The 18,805-nt window shown below is 42.7% G+C and carries 11 protein-coding genes; all 11 read left to right on the top strand.

All coding sequences use genetic code 11. From position 1 onward, the window contains the following. Positions 1 to 2 precede the first annotated feature (2 nt). On the top strand, positions 3 to 1,532 hold the full coding sequence (locus HMPREF9010_RS23220; RefSeq protein WP_008646405.1) for a hypothetical protein: 1,530 nt from the start codon (positions 3 to 5) through the stop codon (positions 1,530 to 1,532). 321 nt (positions 1,533 to 1,853) lie between these two features. Next, positions 1,854 to 2,840: a FecR family protein gene (locus HMPREF9010_RS23225; protein ID WP_008646404.1), complete on the top strand. Its 987-nt coding sequence runs from the start codon at positions 1,854 to 1,856 to the stop codon at positions 2,838 to 2,840. A gap of 162 nt (positions 2,841 to 3,002) precedes the next feature. Then, a complete protein-coding gene (locus tag HMPREF9010_RS23230) occupies positions 3,003 to 6,218 on the top strand; it encodes a SusC/RagA family TonB-linked outer membrane protein (protein WP_008646402.1) in 3,216 nt (1,071 codons plus the stop codon). A 20-nt stretch (positions 6,219 to 6,238) separates the two neighbouring features. Beyond that, complete coding sequence (locus HMPREF9010_RS23235) at positions 6,239 to 7,717, top strand: RagB/SusD family nutrient uptake outer membrane protein (RefSeq protein WP_004317504.1); 1,479 nt, start codon at positions 6,239 to 6,241, stop codon at positions 7,715 to 7,717. A gap of 23 nt (positions 7,718 to 7,740) precedes the next feature. Continuing rightward, a complete protein-coding gene (locus HMPREF9010_RS23240) occupies positions 7,741 to 8,817 on the top strand; it encodes a cellulase family glycosylhydrolase (protein WP_004317506.1) in 1,077 nt (358 codons plus the stop codon). A gap of 36 nt (positions 8,818 to 8,853) precedes the next feature. Next, on the top strand, positions 8,854 to 10,731 hold the full coding sequence (locus tag HMPREF9010_RS23245; RefSeq protein WP_083792328.1) for a hypothetical protein: 1,878 nt from the start codon (positions 8,854 to 8,856) through the stop codon (positions 10,729 to 10,731). A 26-nt stretch (positions 10,732 to 10,757) separates the two neighbouring features. After that, positions 10,758 to 12,647, top strand: a complete 1,890-nt coding sequence (locus tag HMPREF9010_RS23250; protein ID WP_008776976.1) for a hypothetical protein — start codon at positions 10,758 to 10,760, stop codon at positions 12,645 to 12,647. A 39-nt stretch (positions 12,648 to 12,686) separates the two neighbouring features. Continuing rightward, positions 12,687 to 15,941, top strand: coding sequence for a DUF5107 domain-containing protein (locus HMPREF9010_RS23255; RefSeq protein WP_008646393.1), 3,255 nt, complete (start codon positions 12,687 to 12,689; stop codon positions 15,939 to 15,941). 226 nt (positions 15,942 to 16,167) lie between these two features. Further along, complete coding sequence (locus HMPREF9010_RS23260; RefSeq protein WP_032849707.1) at positions 16,168 to 16,689, top strand: RNA polymerase sigma-70 factor; 522 nt, start codon at positions 16,168 to 16,170, stop codon at positions 16,687 to 16,689. Positions 16,690 to 16,718: 29 nt separating this feature from the next. After that, entirely contained in the window at positions 16,719 to 17,858 is a 1,140-nt protein-coding gene (locus HMPREF9010_RS23265) for an aldose epimerase family protein (protein ID WP_008646389.1), read from the top strand. Positions 17,859 to 17,974: 116 nt separating this feature from the next. Then, on the top strand, positions 17,975 to 18,778 hold the full coding sequence (locus HMPREF9010_RS23270) for an inositol monophosphatase family protein (RefSeq protein WP_008646385.1): 804 nt from the start codon (positions 17,975 to 17,977) through the stop codon (positions 18,776 to 18,778). Positions 18,779 to 18,805: the final 27 nt, after the last annotated feature.

The following is an 18,805-nucleotide window of genomic DNA, read 5'->3' as shown; positions in this document are numbered from 1 at the left end:
TCATGAAGCAATATATCAAAAATATAATGATCCTGATACTTGCCCTTCCATGGGGTTTGTTGTTGACAAATTGTAGTGATAGTGAGTCTGATTATTCGGACGACAACGCGTATCCGCCACCTACTGTAGAACTCACTTCTCCTTCCGAAATAGATGTGGTGGAGTATAACTCGACGGTGACTGTATCTGCTAAAAGTTTTTCTGCTGTGGGTATACATAGCATATATGCTACCTTGTTGAAGATGGATGAAAATGGAGAATATGAAGAGATAAACGCGACTGAACGCCAACGTTTAAAGATAGATACTCTGCAAACTGATATGACACTTGAATTTGACTTGAATGTCAAGGTCAATACGCGTGAAGCAGCCGGAATACTGGTAACATCAACGGACGTTTTGACAAAAACGGCACAAAAGGTAATACCTATTAAAAAGATAACCAAACTTCCATCCCAGATATTCACCGAACCATCAGAATTCCCTGTTTTAGTACCCGATGAAGAGGTTTCTCTTTCTGTAGTGATTCGTTCTGCTGTGGGCATTAAGTCTATAAAACATACGTTGTGTAATAAAGTACTGGGTGACCTGAAGGAATATACGACTATTCCGGTATCAGGCAATCCGTTGGAAATGGAATTTATCCTAAAAACTGTTGTAGACAATAAAGAGACCAATGGAATCAAGATTGTGGTAGAAGATATAGAGGGGTTGAAAGAGGAAAAGATTATCAATATCGAAGGTCTTGAGGGTGTTGACAATAATGTTGCGCTTGTTTTCAACGATATCGAAATGGCACCCGAATGGGAACATTCAACAGAACCGGATCAACCTTATATTTTCTCCATAGAGGGAATAATGGTACAAGGTGTGCAAAAGCATGTATTAAGCCTGAAGGAAATTAAAGGATATGGCTCAAAGGCAAATGGTGTAGACTTTGCTTTCATCAATATATGGAGAAATCCGAGCTTTGTTGCCGTTAAAAACAGAGGTTTCTCTTATGTCAGTGCATCAAGAATTAGTGGAGGGCCGATAGGGAGAGCTTATGATGTGAATGACTGGATCAAACCGGCAGGTGTTGCTACCAACAAAACGTTGTTTACTCTTATACCTGATGATAAGGTTACTGATCTTGGTATTGATGTGATGATGGCGAACGCGGCTTCGGACGTCAAGACTTTTGAGGCGTTGAATGTATTGGAAAGTATAGCTAAAGGAGGTGCCGATATGTTAATGCAAAGAGTCAATGCGTCTGATGGATATCCGAATGATCCTTGTAGTTTGCAGATAAAAGACGGTTCTTATATTGCCTTTGTTACTGCGGCGGGCAAATACGGTGTCATTCATGTTATTGAAGCCGCAAACGATATGGATGCATTAGTTGCCGGAGGATGTAAAATAGCTACTCCTACAGGAGTGGTAGGAAGCCAGGGGCCAGCCTATTCGGGAGCTGGCATAACCGGACTCACTTATGACGGTGTGGCATTACTCTATGGACGTACCTGTAAGTTGAAAATTGTGGTTCAGAAGTAAGGTTATTATAATGGAAGAATGAAAAAATATGTATTTTATATAAGAATCAAGAGGGTTGGCTCTGAATTTGAGATGCTTCCTTAATAATTGGCTATAGTTAAAGTAGTCCGAAAAGCCTTGAGCTTACTAAAATCACCTTTACTACAAATATATCGTAGTAAGGGTGATTTTTCTTTTTAGGGTAAAGTCATTGACTTATGCATTAAATGAGAAAAAATAGAGTTGTTTAGTGAGTGTTATGAAAAAAATGTCGAATGCTTTCAGGGTAATTCAAAAGTTACGGGTCTATTTAATAAAAGAGCTTATAAAACACATTTAAATATGGAAGACATTTATATTATCATATCTAAATATCTATTGGGAACTGCTTCTCCGCAGGAGGAGAAAGAAATCATGGAATGGCGGAATGCTGATGCCGGGCACGAACAGGAATTTCAGGAACTGTGCGAGAGCTGGCAGATAGCTCATGCGGGAATACATCCGGTAATTCCTGATAAAGAACGTGTGTGGGGAAAGATAATGAGTAATCTGAATCTGGTGAAACCTGTGAAGATGTACACGCGGCGGTTGTTGTATCGGGCAGTGGGAATTGCTGCTATGCTGGCACTGGTGTTGGGCTTCTCACTCTCTCTGCTGGTTTCGGAAGAGGAAGAAGTAGGATTAGTCTCATTTACAGCTCCTGTTGGCCAGAAAGCTGAAGTCAGTTTGCCGGATGGCACTAAAGTTTGGTTGAATTCCGGTTCTACTTTGACCTATTCTACGGATTATGCCAAAGACCGCCGTTCTGTAAAATTGAACGGACAGGCCTTTTTTGATGTGGTGCGAGACAGTAAGAGACAGTTTGATGTATCAGTGGGTGATGTGAAAGTGTTGGTTCATGGTACGGCATTCGATGTCAATGGATATGGAGACCATTCAGAATTGGAAGTTGTACTGCTTAGAGGGCACGTGACGGTTGTCTCGGCTTTAACGGACAAGCTGCTGGCAGATATGAAACCCAATCAGAAAGCCATTATTCCTTTGCGTGAAATGGAGAAGTGTAAATTGGCGGCTTGCGATGCTGAAGTAGAATCCGTATGGCGATTGGGCAAGCTGAAAATTGAAAATGAGAATCTGCAGGAAATAGTTCAAAAAATGGAACGATGGTATGGCATCAAAATTCAATTGCATGATGTACCGGAAAATAAACGTTATTGGATGACAATTAAAACAGAATCTTTGCGAGAGATGCTTGAGATCATTAATCGGGTGACTCCGATTACATACACTATTAACGGAGAGGAGGTGAGCATAACCGGAAGAAAGTAATCGAAGAATAAAAAAGGACGCAGAAGAGTGCCATCTTCCACGTCCGAAGAGCAAAACCTGCGTATGTATGCTATCCGTCAGACGGATGGCACAGGTATCGCCTTGCTTTATGCAGACAAAGGTAATAATTAATTCCTTTATTTAACCTTAAATGAGTTTACAATGTTGAAGCTAAAACAAATATTATGTAGCATTCTTGTTTTGGGCAGCCTGCTTTCCAGCCCTTCGCTATGGGCGCAGAAAGAGACTAAAGTCAATATCGCTGCCAGGCAGATTTCTTTAAAAAATCTGATACAAGCTGTTGAAAAACAGACAGATTATACTTTTGTGTTCGATAATTCTATCCCTCTGTCACGTATTGTTTCCCTGAAAGGAGGTTCTCAATATCTTTCGGATGTGCTGAAACAGGCCTTTGATAAAAGTGACATTGCGTATGAAATAGTAGGCAAACAGATTGTTTTACAAAAGGTGCAGACGAAGACCAACCGGACGATTTCGGGTGTGGTGAAAGATGAGCAGGGAGAAGCGGTCATCGGAGCGAGCGTATTGGTAAAAGGTACCACCAACGGTACGGTTACCGATTTTAACGGAAAGTTTGAGTTGCAGAATGTACCAGAAAGTGCCACTATTGATGTGACGTTTATAGGTTACGCCCCACAGAGCAAAAAGGTGGTGGCCGGAGTACGTTCAATGAATTTCGTTCTTGAAGAAGATACAGAGACATTGGATGAAGTAGTAGTGGTAGGTTACGGCGTACAACGTAAACGGGACCTTTCCGGTTCGATAGCTTCCGTCAAAGGCGATATCATTACTGAATATGCAAATACTTCTGTTGCGTCAGCATTACAGGGACGCGTGTCAGGCGTACAGATTCAGCAAACTAATGGCCAGCCGGGAGCCGGAATACAAGTGAGGGTACGTGGTTCCAATTCTATTCGGGGTGACAATGAACCGCTTTGGATTATCAACGGATTTCCGGGTGACATTAATCTGATTAATACGGCTGATATCGAATCTGTTGAAGTGATGAAAGATGCTTCCGCAACTGCTATCTATGGCTCGCGCGGTGCCAATGGTGTCATCTTGATTACGACGAAGCAAGCTAAAGAGGGGAAGATTACGGTGGAATACAATGCCAGCTTCGGTGTGCAGAGTCTGGCTAAAGAACTTGAGCTACTCGATGCTTGGGAATATATGAGCTATCTGAATGAAAAAGCAGCGATTAATAATCAGCCGACGATATATACCGATGAAGAGATTAAATCTACTCGGCATAGTACCAACTGGCAGCGTGAACTGTTTCGTAATGCACTTGTTACCGACCACTCTGTGAATGTCTCTGGTGGTACAGAAAAAGTTCAGGGAACGTTAGGCGCCAGCTATTTCGATCAGCAAGGTATCGTGAAGGAAAGTGGCTATAAACGTATGTCTATCCGTTCGAGCCTGAATTATCATATATCAAAATATGTCACCGTGTCGAGCAACTTGATTTTCAGCCGCTCCAATCATAATCAGATGAATTCGCAGGGAGGTAGCCGGGGAACGTCTGTTATCGGTTCTACACTGATTCTGCCGCCAACAGCGACACCTCATTATGACGACGGAACCTGGAATGACTTCCAAACACAACCGATTGCACCGGTAAATCCGTTGGCTTATGTGAAAGAAGTGGATAATAAATGGTACGCCAACCGGATTATGGCAAATGCTTCATTGACAATAAAACCGATAGACGGGCTTTCAATTCAGTTGTCTGCCAACGTTAACAATAACCAGAACCGCAAAGATTATTACAAGTCATTGCAATACCCTAATTCACAAGGAGCTGCCTCTATTACATTTGGAGAGACAGTCGGTATCACAAGTAATAATATCATAACCTATAATAAGAGTTTTCTAAAAAAACACCATTTGAGTGTGATGGGCGGTTTTACTTACGAACAGAGTACATCGAAAACTGCGGGAACGGGTACGGCCGAAGGCTTCTTGAGTGATGTGACCGAAACCTATGACATGGATGCAGCTACCGTTAAGGGGCTGCCGACATCTTCTTATTCAGATTGGCGCTTGTTCTCATTTCTGGGACGTGTCAACTATAATTATGCTGATCGCTATCTGTTGACTGCCAGTCTTCGTGCTGACGGTTCCTCACGTTATAGTAAAGGAAACAAATGGGGATACTTCCCTTCAGCAGCAGCGGCCTGGCGTCTTTCGCAAGAGTCTTTTCTGCGTGATGTAGAGTGGCTTTCGGATCTAAAGTTCCGTTTGAGTTACGGAGTGACCGGTAGCACTGCCATCTCACCGTATTCTACGCAGAACACATTGAGGACGGAAAATGTAGTATTCGATAAGAATACAACAGTGGCGTATGTTCCGTCAGATACCTACACCGGTGATTTGAAGTGGGAAACAACCTCACAGTTTAATGTGGGGGTTGATCTGTCCCTGTTTAATAATCGCCTCCGCATGACTGCAGATTACTATCGGAAGAAAACGACTGATTTGTTGAACAATGTAGAGATGCCTCGTTCAAGTGGATACACCACTGCCCTGCGTAACATCGGTTCCATCCGTAACTCGGGTTTTGAGTTGCAACTCGACGGGCGGATTATTGATCGTGCTGTGAAATGGGATTTGGGTGTCAACTTCTCGCTCAATCGCAGCAAAGTGTTAGTCCTTTCGGAAGATAAGGATATTTTCGGTGGCGAATTGGATAACACCATTCTGAAAGACCAGCTCAATCTGATGCGTGTGGGTGAGCCAATGTATGTTTTCTACGGATATGTTGAAGATGGATACGATGAGAACGGTCATATCGTATATAAGAATATGGATGACGATCCTGCCATCACAGCAGCAGACAAGACCATCATCGGTGATCCTAATCCTGATTTTCTGGTCAATCTAACTACAGCAGTCAGTTATAAAGGGTTTACGCTAAGCGCTTTCTTCCAGAGTTCAATAGGTAATGATATATATTCGCTTAGTATGGCTGCACAAGCTTATGATTATGGATATAACGGGAATACGTTGCGCGAGGTGTACTACAACCATTGGACACCCGAAAATCCTACCGCAAAATATCCCAATCTCGACCAGACTTCCTATAAAATGTCCGACCGGTTTGTTTATGACGGCAGCTTCGTCAGACTGAAAAACCTCGAATTGGCCTACGATGTACCTTGTGCCCGTAACAAATTCATCAAGCGCGCCCGTGTCTATGTGAGTGCCCAAAACCTGTTTACTATTACGAGCTACCCTTTCTGGGATCCAGATATAAATGCCAATGGTGGCGGAAGCTCGATGATTCAGGGGGTAGATTCGTATTGTTATCCTAGTGCCCGTACTTATACGATTGGATGCCGACTCACTTTCTAACATATAAAAACTGATGTCTTATGAAAAAATTATTGATATATATTGCCGCTTTTGCTATGATACTGGCAATGAACACATCCTGTGAAGATATGGGCTCTTTGGAAGAACATCCGAAGAAAGTGGATGCAACGACTTTTATGGCGAATGCCAAAGAAGTGGAGAGTGTTATCAATTCCATCTATTTCCAACTCCGTCGTGATCCGGGATTCAGTCGTTATCTGATTGTTCTGGAAGAAGGACTGGCGGATTATTGTATTGGAAGAGGTAACTATGCCACAGCTTATGATACCGGGCTTACCAGTGGTGGGGTGGGCTTCTCCAAAGATAGCTGGGCGGTGTTGTATCGTGCCATTCGTTTTGCCAATAATATTCTTGACGGTATAGGTAATACTCCACTCTCGCAACAGGAGTATAACAACCTCACCGGGGAAACACGTTTTCTACGTGCATTCGCCTATTCATGGCTGGCACGAAATTGGGGCGCCGTTCCTTTTTTTGATGAACAGAACATGAATGACTTTAATAAACCCCGTACTCCGGAAGCTGATATCTGGAAGTTTGTGATTGATGAGGCTGATTATGCTGCATCCAATCTACCGGAAGTGGCTAAATCTGCCGGACGTCCTTCGCGTTATGCCGCATTGGCATTGAAAACAGAAGCTTGTCTTTATGCCGGTCGCTATGAAGAGGCGGCTGAAGCAGCCGGTTTAATTATTTCATCCAAACGATATTCTCTGGTTGAGGTTGGCAAAGCGGATGATTTCCTCGACCTTTACGGTCATACGGCTAATGCCACTTCTGAAGAAATTTTCTATATAAAGTTCAACCGCGATAGTGGATCGACCATCGCCTATATGTATCTCTGCAAGCCCAATCCTTTCGTGAATATGGGAGCTGTAGGAATTTATACCGATTATCAGAAGAATAAATTTATTCAGAATTGGGACCAGAATGATTTACGCTATCAGTTCGGATTGTATAAACAAACGCAGAATGGAACACTTAATGCACTGACTAAAACGGGTATGATTTGCTCGAAATTCAGAGACTCGGAATGGACAGGGAGCAGTACAACCCCCAATGACAATCCGGTATATCGTTATGCTGATATTCTGCTTTATTATGCAGAAGCTGTTTGTCGCTGGAAAGGAGCTCCTACCGATGATGCCATGGAAAAATTGAATATGGTGCGGCGACGTGCTTACGGACAGAAACCGACACAAGCATCTTCTTCAGACTATAAACTGGCCGATTATGCAAGTAAAGATGCTTTCCTTGCACTGGTGTTGCAGGAGCGTGGCTACGAAACGATTTTTGAAGGTAAACGCTACAATGACCTGAAGCGTTGTGGAAAGCTTGCAGAAGCAGCTTTGGCTGCCGGACGTATTTCGGCTTTATCCGAAGTGGGAGATGCAGCCTACTGGTGGCCTATCCCTACCGATGAATTTAATTATAATATGGCATTGGATCAGACAAAAGACCAGAATCCTGGGTATTAACAACTTAATTAATTTGATTTCTTATGAATAGATTGAATATATTGATTGTAACAATTCTCTTTTTATTGACAACAACCGGCTGCGCCCAACAGGCTGAAAGATGGTCGACGGAAAAAGCAAACGCATGGTACGCATCTCAAAAATGGCCGGTGGGTATCAACTACGTTACTGCTACGGCAATCAATCAGTTTGAGATGTGGCAAGAGGAGACTTTTGATCCGAAAACCATGGAGTTGGAGTTGGGACGTGCCGGGGAACTCGGATTCAATACGGTACGCATATTCCTGCATGATATGGTGTGGGAAGCGGATCCGGCAGGGTTTAAACAACGACTGGATACATTTCTGGGTATTTGTCAGAAACATGGCATGCGTGCCATCGTCACTTTCTTTACGAATGGCGGGCGTTTTGAGAGTCCGAAACTCGGTGTACAACCGGCTTCTGTACAGGGTGTTCATAACTCTCAATGGATACAGAGTCCCGGAGCGCCATCCGTCAATGATCCGTCAACGTATCCGCGTCTGGAACGTTACGTGAAAGATGTGATGACTACCTTTAAGGCAGATGATCGTATTTTATTGTGGTGTTTATATAACGAACCGGAAAACTTCAAGCAGAAAGCACACAGTATGCCATTGTTGCGCGAAGTGTTCCGTTGGGCGCGTGAGGTGAATCCCTCGCAACCGCTGTCGTCTCCGATATGGATTTATCCCGGAGGACATGGCACACGCAGTAATTTGCCGATTATCAGTTTTCTGGGTGAGAATTGTGACGTTATGACCTTTCACTGTTATTACGGACCTGAAGAAATGGAAAAATTCATCGCTTTCATGAAGCAGTTTGATCGTCCGGTTATCTGCCAGGAGTATATGGGACGTCCCCGTTCAACTTTTGAAGAAATAATGCCGATTCTTAAGCGTGAAAAGGTAGGTGCCATCAGTTGGGGATTGACAGCAGGAAAGTGTAATTTCCATTTACAGTGGTCGAGCAAGGCCGGAGATCCGGAACCTGAAATCTGGTTTCATGATATATTCCGTCTGGATGGTACACCTTATAGTCAACAAGAAATTGATTTTATAAAAAGTATGACTTCAAACTGATAGATAACGGATTGAATAAATAAAAGAATGAATATGATGAAAAAGTTAAAAACTCATAGATACCTTTTGGTAACAGTGATGGGGCTTCTCGTTGCTTGTACATCTTATACCTCAACGGATGAGTGGCCCAATCCGCGTCCTAATTCAAATCCTGACCCTGAACCGGTCACCGGAGAGATTACCTCTATTCAGTCGCTCAATAAAAGTGAAAATGTAGCAGTGAACTCTCATGCGGATGAATGGGGGAATAGTTCTCTCGAATTAGACTATCGCCGGTTGCTGACTTTGGAAAGTCCGGCACTGTCGGCTGTGAATGCTCTTTATCCCCGTATCAAGAAATTAGGTGATGGGACCTATTTGCTATTATACCAGCAGGGACCACAGGCTTGGAATGTCTATTATGCTTTAAGTACTAATCTGATTACATGGCAGAATGCATCCAGTCCTCTGTTTCAGAGCGAAAGTGCCCGGCAAACTTCCGGTGCCAGTGATACACGCTGTTTCTCATCATGTGATGCAGTCGTTCTGGCAAATAAGGATATTTTGGCATTCGCTTCCTTTCGCTTGAATCAGGGATACAGGGTCGATCCGCAGAGTAATGGCATTATGATGAGGCGTTCTTCCGATAATGGACGTACCTGGTCGACTGCCCAGATTATTTATCAGGGAACGACTTGGGAACCTTATGCATTACAACTTCGTTCGGGTGAAATACAGGTCTATTTTACGGATAGCGAGCCTCTCACAGCCGATTCGGGGACTGCCATGCTGCGCTCTATGGATAATGGGCGGACATGGACGGTCGTTGGAAAGGTGATCCGTCAAAAGACCGGACTGGCTATAGATGGTTCGGGCAAACAAATTTATTCGGATCAGATGCCTTCTGCCCGCGAATTAAATAATTCGACGAAGATTGCAGTAGCTACAGAAACACGTTTCAGAGATGAAGGCGACGTTTATCATATTTCAATGGCATGGAGCTCCGACAACTGGGCTTCGGCTCCATTGACCGGAGATGAAGTAGGGCCTTCGGACCGTAAACTCAATTTTGTGCAGAAGGCTGCAGCACCTTATCTGGTACAATTCCCCTCGGGAGAGACTGTCTTGTCGTACAATGCTTCTTCTCTCTTTACCATGCAGGTGGGTAACGCAGAGGCTTCCCAATGGGGAGAAACGTATCAGCCATTCAGTGGAAAAGGATATTGGGGAGCAACGGAAATTATTGATCCGCATACTCTTGTAGCTGCCATGCCTGCTACTTTTGTCAATAGCGAGAATAAAGATGCTGCCCGTATTCAGATTGGACAGTTTGTTCTGAATCATCGGATTAATGCCTCCGGAATGACACCGGTGATAGACGCCGACAACTCGGATTGGAGTGCAGTCAGTGATGCGCTATTTATCGGAAGTGTGTCCACTACACAAGCCGTGTTCCGCTTTGCTTATGATGCAGAAAATGTATATTGTCTGGTGGAACGTCTTGATAAAGACTTGACTACAGACGACAGCATGGAATTGATTTTTCAGGGTGGAGATGCTACCGGAACTCCTCTTAAAATCTCTCTTATTCCGGATGCAGTTCAATATACCATTAAATGCAGTCATTCTTCAGTAACTTGTAAGGGTGCGGTTCACGGAACTTTTGGTGATACGGCAGCCGATAAGGGATATGTAGTCGAAATGGCTATTCCACGGACTTTACTTCGGGTGGTGGCCGATCGTTTGATATTTAATGCTACCTTATACGATCAGAATGGTAGTGATACCTTCACTGGACTGACTGCTACGAATTATGAGAAATGGTTACCAATCGTTTTGAAAGCTGCTACGGATCCTGAACCTCTCCCGGGGGAAGGAGATACCGGTACCGGACCGTCCTGGAATAATGGCGATACGGAAGGTACATGGAAATAATGATAACATTTTAAATTTGCGAGACCATGAAAAAAAATAAAATTCTGATTCTTCTGGTAATTGGTTTATCATTGGGTAGTTGTGTGCAAACTGATGACGAGGCGTTTTCTCCGGAACCGACCGTAAAAGGAGGAGAAAAATCCATTACGGCCATTTGTGCTGTTACCGCCACAACACGCACGTCGCTTAATGCATCCATGAATGTGGTTTGGACCCAAAATGATGAGATACGGCTGTTTGGCACTTCAACACCGAATGGAGCTGTTTATACTACTACTGCCAGTAGTGTTCGTACCGCTGTTTTTGACCCGGTGGACACTTCTGTAGATGATGCCATCCGATATGCTGTTTATCCGGCGTCGGCTGCGTCAGGCAGCCAACTTGAAGGTACGACACTTGCTGTTGACTTTTCGGCACTTGCCGGACAGAAATGGATGGGTGCATTTAATGCCGATAGTGAAATATCATCTTTGCCGATGGCGGCAGCCTCTGATGGTGAAGCCTTCTCTTTTAAGAATCTGTGTGGTGGAGTACGGATACAACTGACTGATTATCAGTTAATGGGAATTAGCGTTAAGTCTGTAGCTGTACGCGGTAATGACGGAGAACAGGTGTCGGGTATAGCTGATGTTAATGTAGCGGATGGAATCGTATCACTTCGGAAGTCTTCCACTCCTTCTGCTGCGGCTACTGCATTGGTTACTTGTGATACAAGCGTACCTCTTTCTACGGATAATAATCCCTCGGCTCATACAGACTTTGTTTTATTTCTTCCTGCGGTAAATTATACCAAAGGGTTGACTTTCGTCATAACGGATGCTGCCGGACGGATTTACGAACAAGCAACTCCGGGTGCTTTCACTATTGAAGCCGGAGTTGTAAAACCGATGGAATTGTTGCCGGTGACGTTGTATTATGGTAAGGCAAACTGTTATCGTACGGCATCTGCAGGAACACTTGAAATAGATGTTACACCTTATTATTCATTGGCAGGAGATTATACTTATGAAAATCGTCCGAGAGTGAATGTCAATGGGGAATTGGTAGATAAGGCTGTGTCTGCGGCTGTTTTGTGGACACAAACGAATTCGTCTTCATCAGGAGATGTTCTTTCTGCTGTTCCTGCATTGGAGGGAACTACTTTAAAAGTCCCTGTAAGCGGCGTGAAAGGAAATGCCCTTGTGGCTATTCGAGATGCATCGGGCAAGAATGTATGGTCTTTCCATATTTGGGTGACTGAAGCATCGGATCTTACCTATATTAACGAGGAACGGGGAACGTTCAAAATGATGGATCGTAATTTGGGTGCAACTTCTGTTACTCCTAAAGACCAGAATGCTTATGGTGCATGGTATCAGTGGGGGCGCAAAGATCCGTTCCCGCGTCCGCTTGATATTGTCCGTTCGAGTGCGACGACTGTGAGTGATAAGGAATTAACTGCCAATGCAACCACTTCTGCCGAAGTAGGAACTGTGAGTTATACTATCTCCAATCCTGATACAAGAATCTTTTCTGCGAATGACTGGCATAATGAATGGCGGAATAACGGACTGTGGGGAAATTCAGACGGTTTGACTAAGAATGTAAAGACAGTGTATGACCCCTGTCCGGAAGGTTATTGTGTGCCCGATCAGAATTGCTATCAGGGATTTATCTTTACTTCAAAAACAGAATGTGATAATAATTACGGGCATCTGTTTGTGATTGATGGTTCGCAAACTTCTTACTTCCCGACAGGAGGCTATCTGGATAGGGGAGCTAATAAAATTGCTTATCAGGAATATCGGGGGTATCAATGGACTAGTAATCCGGGGACAACAGGAGCTTATTACTTCTATTATAATAATGCAAATCTTAATTTTACAGGTCTGGACCGTGCTTCGGCAGCATCTGTCCGTTGTGTCAGGATAGAGTAAAATGAAAGATATTTTTTAATCATAATAATACATGCATTCATGAAATATTTCAATATTTTATTTCTGATTTTGTTTCTTACTACAAGCGCGAAAGCGCAATCGGTCAAGGTGTCTGTAAGTAAAGTCAGTATTCCGACATACACAGAACCCGAACGTGAAGAACTGCCGATGTTTGCTGAAAACCGGGTACACCAACGGTCGAGTGGCAATCCTTATCCTAATAAAATCGTTCTGAAAGTGAATCGGGAACAAAAAGTGGATAAGGAATATACACTAATCAAATTGGAGAATGAATATTTGGAACTTCAAATATTGCCGGAAATTGGTGGTAAGATATATGCTGCCAAAGATAAAACGAATGGATATGATTTTTTCTATAAGAACCATGTCATAAAACCTGCTCTTATCGGTGCATTGGGGTCATGGATTTCCGGTGGACTGGAGTTTAACTGGCCTTTTCATCATCGGGCTTCGTCTTTTATGCCTACTGATTATGAGATAGAAAAACTGCCGGGCGGAGGAGTGATTGTTTGGGTTTCGGAACATGATCCGACAGACCGGATGAAAGGCATGGTTGGTATTGTGCTTAATCCTGGTGAGTCTATCTTTGAAACGAGAGTCAAGTTGTCGAATATCACACCGTTAAGACATTCGTTTTTATGGTGGGAGAATGTGGCGGTACCTTCGAATAAGAATTATGAGATATTCTTTCCGCACGATGTAAGCCATGTGTTTTTCCATTACAAACGTTCGGTTACCACTTATCCGGTTGCAACAAATGCGGCGGGGATATTTAATGGTATTCGTTATGACGGTGCAGTTGATATAAGCAAACATAAGAATACGATTCAGCCTACCTCTTATTTTAGTGCGGCATCACAGTATGATTTCTTTGGCGGTTATGATACGGGCAGGAAATGCGGGGTTGTACACATCGGAGATCATCATGTGTCACCCGGTAAGAAAATGTTCACATGGGCTTACAATCAGTTGTCCCAGTCTTGGGAAAATGCTCTCACAGATACAGATGGAGCCTATTGTGAGTTAATGGCAGGCAGTTATTCTGACAATCAGCCGGACTTTACATGGCTTGAACCGATGGAGACTAAAACCTTCTCGCAATATTGGTTCCCGATCGGAGAAATCGGGGTTCCGGATTTTGCGAACACGACAGGAGCTATATACGTCAAGGATACGATTAAAGTGCAACTGAACAAGACTCGTAATGTGAAGATTACGGTCAAAGGTGATAATCAGATTTTGTATTCAGGAAAAGCTACGGTCAAAGCCAGAGAAGAATATATGCTACCTGCGGATGTAAGAATGAAGTTGGGATATTCAATAGATGTCACCGCTAATGACGGAACTGTTTTAATGTCTTATACAGTGAAGAAACACGATACTTTTAATATTCCTCATACAACACAGGATATGCCGAATATCAAAAAGGTTGAAAGTCCGCATTTGTTGTATCTTGAAGGTTTGCATGTGGACCAATACCGTGATCCTGCCACTAAAGGAGAGAGCTATTATAAAGAAGCTCTTGAACGTGATCCGAATTTTGCTCCTGCATTGATCGCTTTAGGAGAAGCAAAATTACGCAATGCTTTTTACAGTGAGGCTTTGGAATATCTTTTGAGGGCGGAAAAAGTGTTGACACGGTTCAATACGCGTCTTGAAAATGGGAAACTGTACTATTTGTTAGGGCATGTTTATTTAGCGCTCGATGAGCAGGAGAAATCCTATGATTATTTCCGGAAAGCGGCATGGAGCAGTGCTTATGTTTCTTCAGCCATGACTTATGCGGCTATGCTTGACATACGTAAGCTGGAGTATGACAAGGCTGTTCAACATCTTACTACTGCCATTACTTATCATAAAGATAATGCTGTAGCCAATGCGTTGATGATATATGCTTCTTATTTGCAGGGAGATAAAAAAGCATCGGAACGTCAATATTTGTCTGTAGAAGCGAATGATAAACTTAATCATTTGGCACGTTATTTCGGTGTGTTGACCGGTAAAGTTAGTGCCCGGGATTTTATGGAAAAGATACAGACGGATAAGAATCAGGTATGTCTCGATCTTATAGAAACTTTGCTTGTCGCTAATCTGCAGAAAGAGACTGTTTCCCTGATAGAGATGTTGCAAACACACGAACCTCTGATTTTTAGTCTGTCTGCCATATATGCAGATATAAAAGGCGGTTCTCCGAATGATTCGGCAACGGAAGGGATTGCTTTCCCAAGTCGGCGAATTGAAATGAACAGTTTGTCTCATTGGGCAAAACAGGGAAGTCGGAAGGCGCAGTTGCTGTTGGGATGTGCCCTCTACGCCAAAGGACATTATGAGAAGGCAGTCGCTCTTTGGGAAGGCTTGTCCGGTACTGATTATCGTGCTGCACGAAATCTGGCTGTCGCTTACTATTCACACATGGATCGTAAAAATGAAGTGTTACCCTTATTGAAGCAGGCATTATCCTTGAAGCCGAATGACGAACAGTTGATTTTTGAAACGGTCTATGTAATGGGTAAGTTAGGAGTTGCTCCTATTGAACGTATTTCTTTCCTGAATAATCATAAGTCTGTAATTAGCCGCGATGATATTATGCTTGAATGGGCACGAGCTTATAACATGGCAGGACAGGAGGATAAGGCAATAGAACTTCTTAGGGGACGTAACTTTGTCCCGGCTGAAGGTGGAGAACATGCCGTAGCAGAACAGTATATGTTTGCTTATTTCCTGAAAGGGCGTAGATTAATGAAAGAAAATAAAATGCAAGAAGCGGTTGATTGTTTTAAGGCTGCGCAAACTCTGCCTCAAAATCTGGGAGCAGGTTTGTGGAATATCGTTAGATTGGTTCCATTTAAATATTATGAAGCAATCTGTTTGAAATCTTTGGGGCAGGAAGACAAGGCCAATGAGAATTTTGATTTTATAACGGGTATTGAGGTAGATTATTTTAGTAATATGAACTTACCGGAATTGCCATTTTATCAGGCACTTTGTTATCGTGAAACGGGTATGCCTTTCAAGGGGGATATGCTCATCAATTATAAACTGCAAGATTGGAAAGAAGGCATGAAGACTGTTGATGCGGGTTATTTTGCCACTACTCCTTTCTTTATAAGTTTCTGCGATCGTGCCGTACAGCAAAGGAGTGCTTATTATAGTTATTTACTAGCGCTGGCTTATCGCTACACCGGTGATACGAAGCTGGCACAGAAATATATTGAGCAGGCAGCGGTGAGTGATCCTTATGCTCTGAATATTTTTGCAGAAAGACAATTCTGAACGATCTTGTAAAGCTCATTTGGACGCGGATTCATACAGATTTATATTTAGAAAGAATCTGTATGATCCGCTTCATTATCAGCATCTTTGTTTAGTGCAATTAATGTAATTTCGGTTTTAGTATTAGAAAGTGTTTTGAAGGTATGGTTCTCTTTACGAAAATATATTCCGAAAGAAGATTATTTTTTGTAGATTTGTGAGACTGATAAACACAATTCCGGGAACGATGGATATTCAAGCCTTTCGAAATTATTACGATACATACTATGAACAACTTTGTTGTTTTCTCAACTTCTATACGCATGATGTAGCAGTCATAGAAGATGTTATTCAGGAGGTGTTTCTCAAACTATGGGAGAATAAAGATTGTATTGAAATAACCTATATAAAAACCTATCTTTTCCGGGCTGCCAAAAATCGGGTATTAAACTATCTTCGTGATGAGGAAAACAGGCATCAGTTGTTAGAGAATTGGTTTAACCAGCAACTGGAAGAAAGGAAATATAAAGATTGTTTTGACATTGATGCCTTGACAAAAGTGGTGAATCGGGCAATTGAACAGCTTCCGGAGAGATGTAGGGAGATATTTTCCTTGAGCCGGAAGGAGGGACTTTCTTATAGGCAGATTGCCGAACGTCTCGGGATTTCTGTAAAAACAGTAGAGACACAAATAAGCATTGCGCTCAAACGAATAAGAGAGATCTTATCTTCTTCTGCATTTGCATTTTTGTGGCTGTTTATTCGATAAAATATTTATTCTTTACTATTGAATGTCAGATGAATAGATTTTTTGCTTGTTTGTATTTAGCCGTACTTGTTAGTGCTTGTGCGGAATGTGAGGTCATTCCTGGAGTGAAAACAGCATTTTATGGTGTTACTCAAGGTGGTGATACCGTTACTCAATATATCCTGACTAATGCTTCAGGAGCTCAATTCAAGGTCATTGACTATGGGTGTCGTGTGACGAATATTATGGTGCCGGACCGGGAAGGAAAAATGGCAGATGTAGTGCTTGGATATGAAAACCTAAAGGATTATGAGACTGGAGCCGAGCGGTTTTTCGGGGCTTTATTAGGACGTTATGCTAACCGTATTGCCGGCGGGAATTTTATGATTGATTCTGTTCGGTATCAACTTTCGTGCAATGAATCTCCAAACGGACGTCCCGGGCATTTGCACGGCGGTGTGAAGGGATTTGATCGTGTCATGTGGAAAGCGATGCCGGTCAATTGTTCTGATACGCTTGGCATTGTTTTTACTCGTTGCAGTCCTGACGGAGAGGAGGGATATCCTGGTAATTTGGACTGTAAAGTCACTTATTACTGGACTCCGGACAATACTTGGCGTATAGAATATGAGGCAGTTACCGATCAGCCGACTATCGTTAATATGTCGCAACATTGCTATTTTAACCTTCAGGGTTATGACGGAGGTTCGGTTTTAAATCATATCGTACAAATTAATGCGGATTCAGTTACGGTAAATACTCCGTGGTATGTGCCGGTTTCGGTTGAATCAGTAGTAGGAGGACCTTTAGATTTTCGCACTCCTCATAGCTTTGCAGAACGTGTCACCTCTCCTAATGAACACATGAAACTTATGGGTGGTTATTCGGCTAACTGGATACTTCGTGATTATAACGGAGATTTGCGTTATGCTGCAACTGTCACGGAACCTCAAAGTGGCCGTCAATTAGAAACTTACACTACAGAGCCCGGCTTGTTGATCTATACCGGTATCGGGCTTTCAGAAAAGATAGTGGCTAAAGGTGGTCCACAACAGAAATATGGTGGTCTGATATTGGAAACCATCCATCATCCGGACACGCCACATCATCCTGAATTTCCATCCTGTGTGTTGCGTCCTCATGAGAAATATTATTCCGTTACGGAATATAGATTTACTGTGCAAAAGTAATTCAATAGAGTATACCTTGGAATTACTTATCTTTTTCCGGGAAAACTCTTATTTCTATCAAAAAAAGTAATAATTTTGGCATTGATTTGCGGATTGCCTAAATTATGAAAGATAGAATGTTAGATTTAAAACAACTTACAGCTGATGTATGTCGGATTGCTACAGAAGTTGGATATTTTTTGAAAGAAGAACGAAAGAACTTCCGTCGTGAGCGTGTGGTGGAAAAACATGCACACGATTATGTGTCTTATGTGGATAAAGAATCTGAAGTGCGAGTGGTGAAAGCCCTTACTGCTTTATTGCCTGAAGCGGGATTCATTACAGAAGAAGGCTCTGCCACTTATCAGGATGAACCCTACTGTTGGGTGATTGACCCCTTGGATGGAACCACGAATTATATTCATGATGAGGCTCCTTATTGTGTGTCCATCGCTTTACGTAGCCGTACCGAACTTCTTTTAGGTGTCGTTTATGAAGTTTGCCGGGATGAATGTTTTTATGCTTGGAAAGGCGGAAAAGCGTTTATGAATGGTGAAGAAATTCATGTGTCGAACGTTGAGGACATCAAAGATGCATTTGTCATTACAGAATTACCTTATAATCATCTGCAATATAAACAGACTGCTCTTCATCTCATCGATCAGCTTTATGGGGTAGTGGGCGGTATTCGAATGAATGGCTCGGCTGCTGCCGCAATCTGCTATGTGGCTATTGGGCGTTTTGATGCTTGGATGGAAGCATTTCTCGGAAAATGGGATTATTCTGCGGCAGCACTGATTGTTCAGGAGGCGGGAGGAAAGGTGACTGATTTTTATGGTGAGGATCATTTCATAGAAGGACATCATATTATCGCAACGAACGGGAATCTTCATCCTTTCTTTCAGAAGCTCCTAGCAGAAGTCCCTCCATTGAATATGTAGGTGCTATTGCAACTTCAAATTTCTATT

The organism is Bacteroides sp. 3_1_23 (genome assembly GCF_000162555.1).
In the GTDB taxonomy this organism is placed as follows: Bacteria; Bacteroidota; Bacteroidia; order Bacteroidales; family Bacteroidaceae; genus Bacteroides; species Bacteroides ovatus.
Note: the sequence above shows the minus strand (reverse complement) of the source record. Positions and strands in the feature narration are given on the sequence as shown.

Excerpts from the sequence above, each read along its gene's own strand:
- HMPREF9010_RS23220 (WP_008646405.1), top strand. The coding sequence starts at position 3 with ATGAAGCAATATATCAAAAATATAATGATCCTGATACTTGCCCTTCCA.
- HMPREF9010_RS23225 (WP_008646404.1), top strand. The coding sequence starts at position 1,854 with ATGGAAGACATTTATATTATCATATCTAAATATCTATTGGGAACTGCT.
- HMPREF9010_RS23230 (WP_008646402.1), top strand. The coding sequence starts at position 3,003 with ATGTTGAAGCTAAAACAAATATTATGTAGCATTCTTGTTTTGGGCAGC.
- HMPREF9010_RS23235 (WP_004317504.1), top strand. The coding sequence starts at position 6,239 with ATGAAAAAATTATTGATATATATTGCCGCTTTTGCTATGATACTGGCA.
- HMPREF9010_RS23240 (WP_004317506.1), top strand. The coding sequence starts at position 7,741 with ATGAATAGATTGAATATATTGATTGTAACAATTCTCTTTTTATTGACA.
- HMPREF9010_RS23245 (WP_083792328.1), top strand. The coding sequence starts at position 8,854 with ATGAAAAAGTTAAAAACTCATAGATACCTTTTGGTAACAGTGATGGGG.
- HMPREF9010_RS23250 (WP_008776976.1), top strand. The coding sequence starts at position 10,758 with ATGAAAAAAAATAAAATTCTGATTCTTCTGGTAATTGGTTTATCATTG.
- HMPREF9010_RS23255 (WP_008646393.1), top strand. The coding sequence starts at position 12,687 with ATGAAATATTTCAATATTTTATTTCTGATTTTGTTTCTTACTACAAGC.
- HMPREF9010_RS23260 (WP_032849707.1), top strand. The coding sequence starts at position 16,168 with ATGGATATTCAAGCCTTTCGAAATTATTACGATACATACTATGAACAA.
- HMPREF9010_RS23265 (WP_008646389.1), top strand. The coding sequence starts at position 16,719 with ATGAATAGATTTTTTGCTTGTTTGTATTTAGCCGTACTTGTTAGTGCT.
- HMPREF9010_RS23270 (WP_008646385.1), top strand. The coding sequence starts at position 17,975 with ATGTTAGATTTAAAACAACTTACAGCTGATGTATGTCGGATTGCTACA.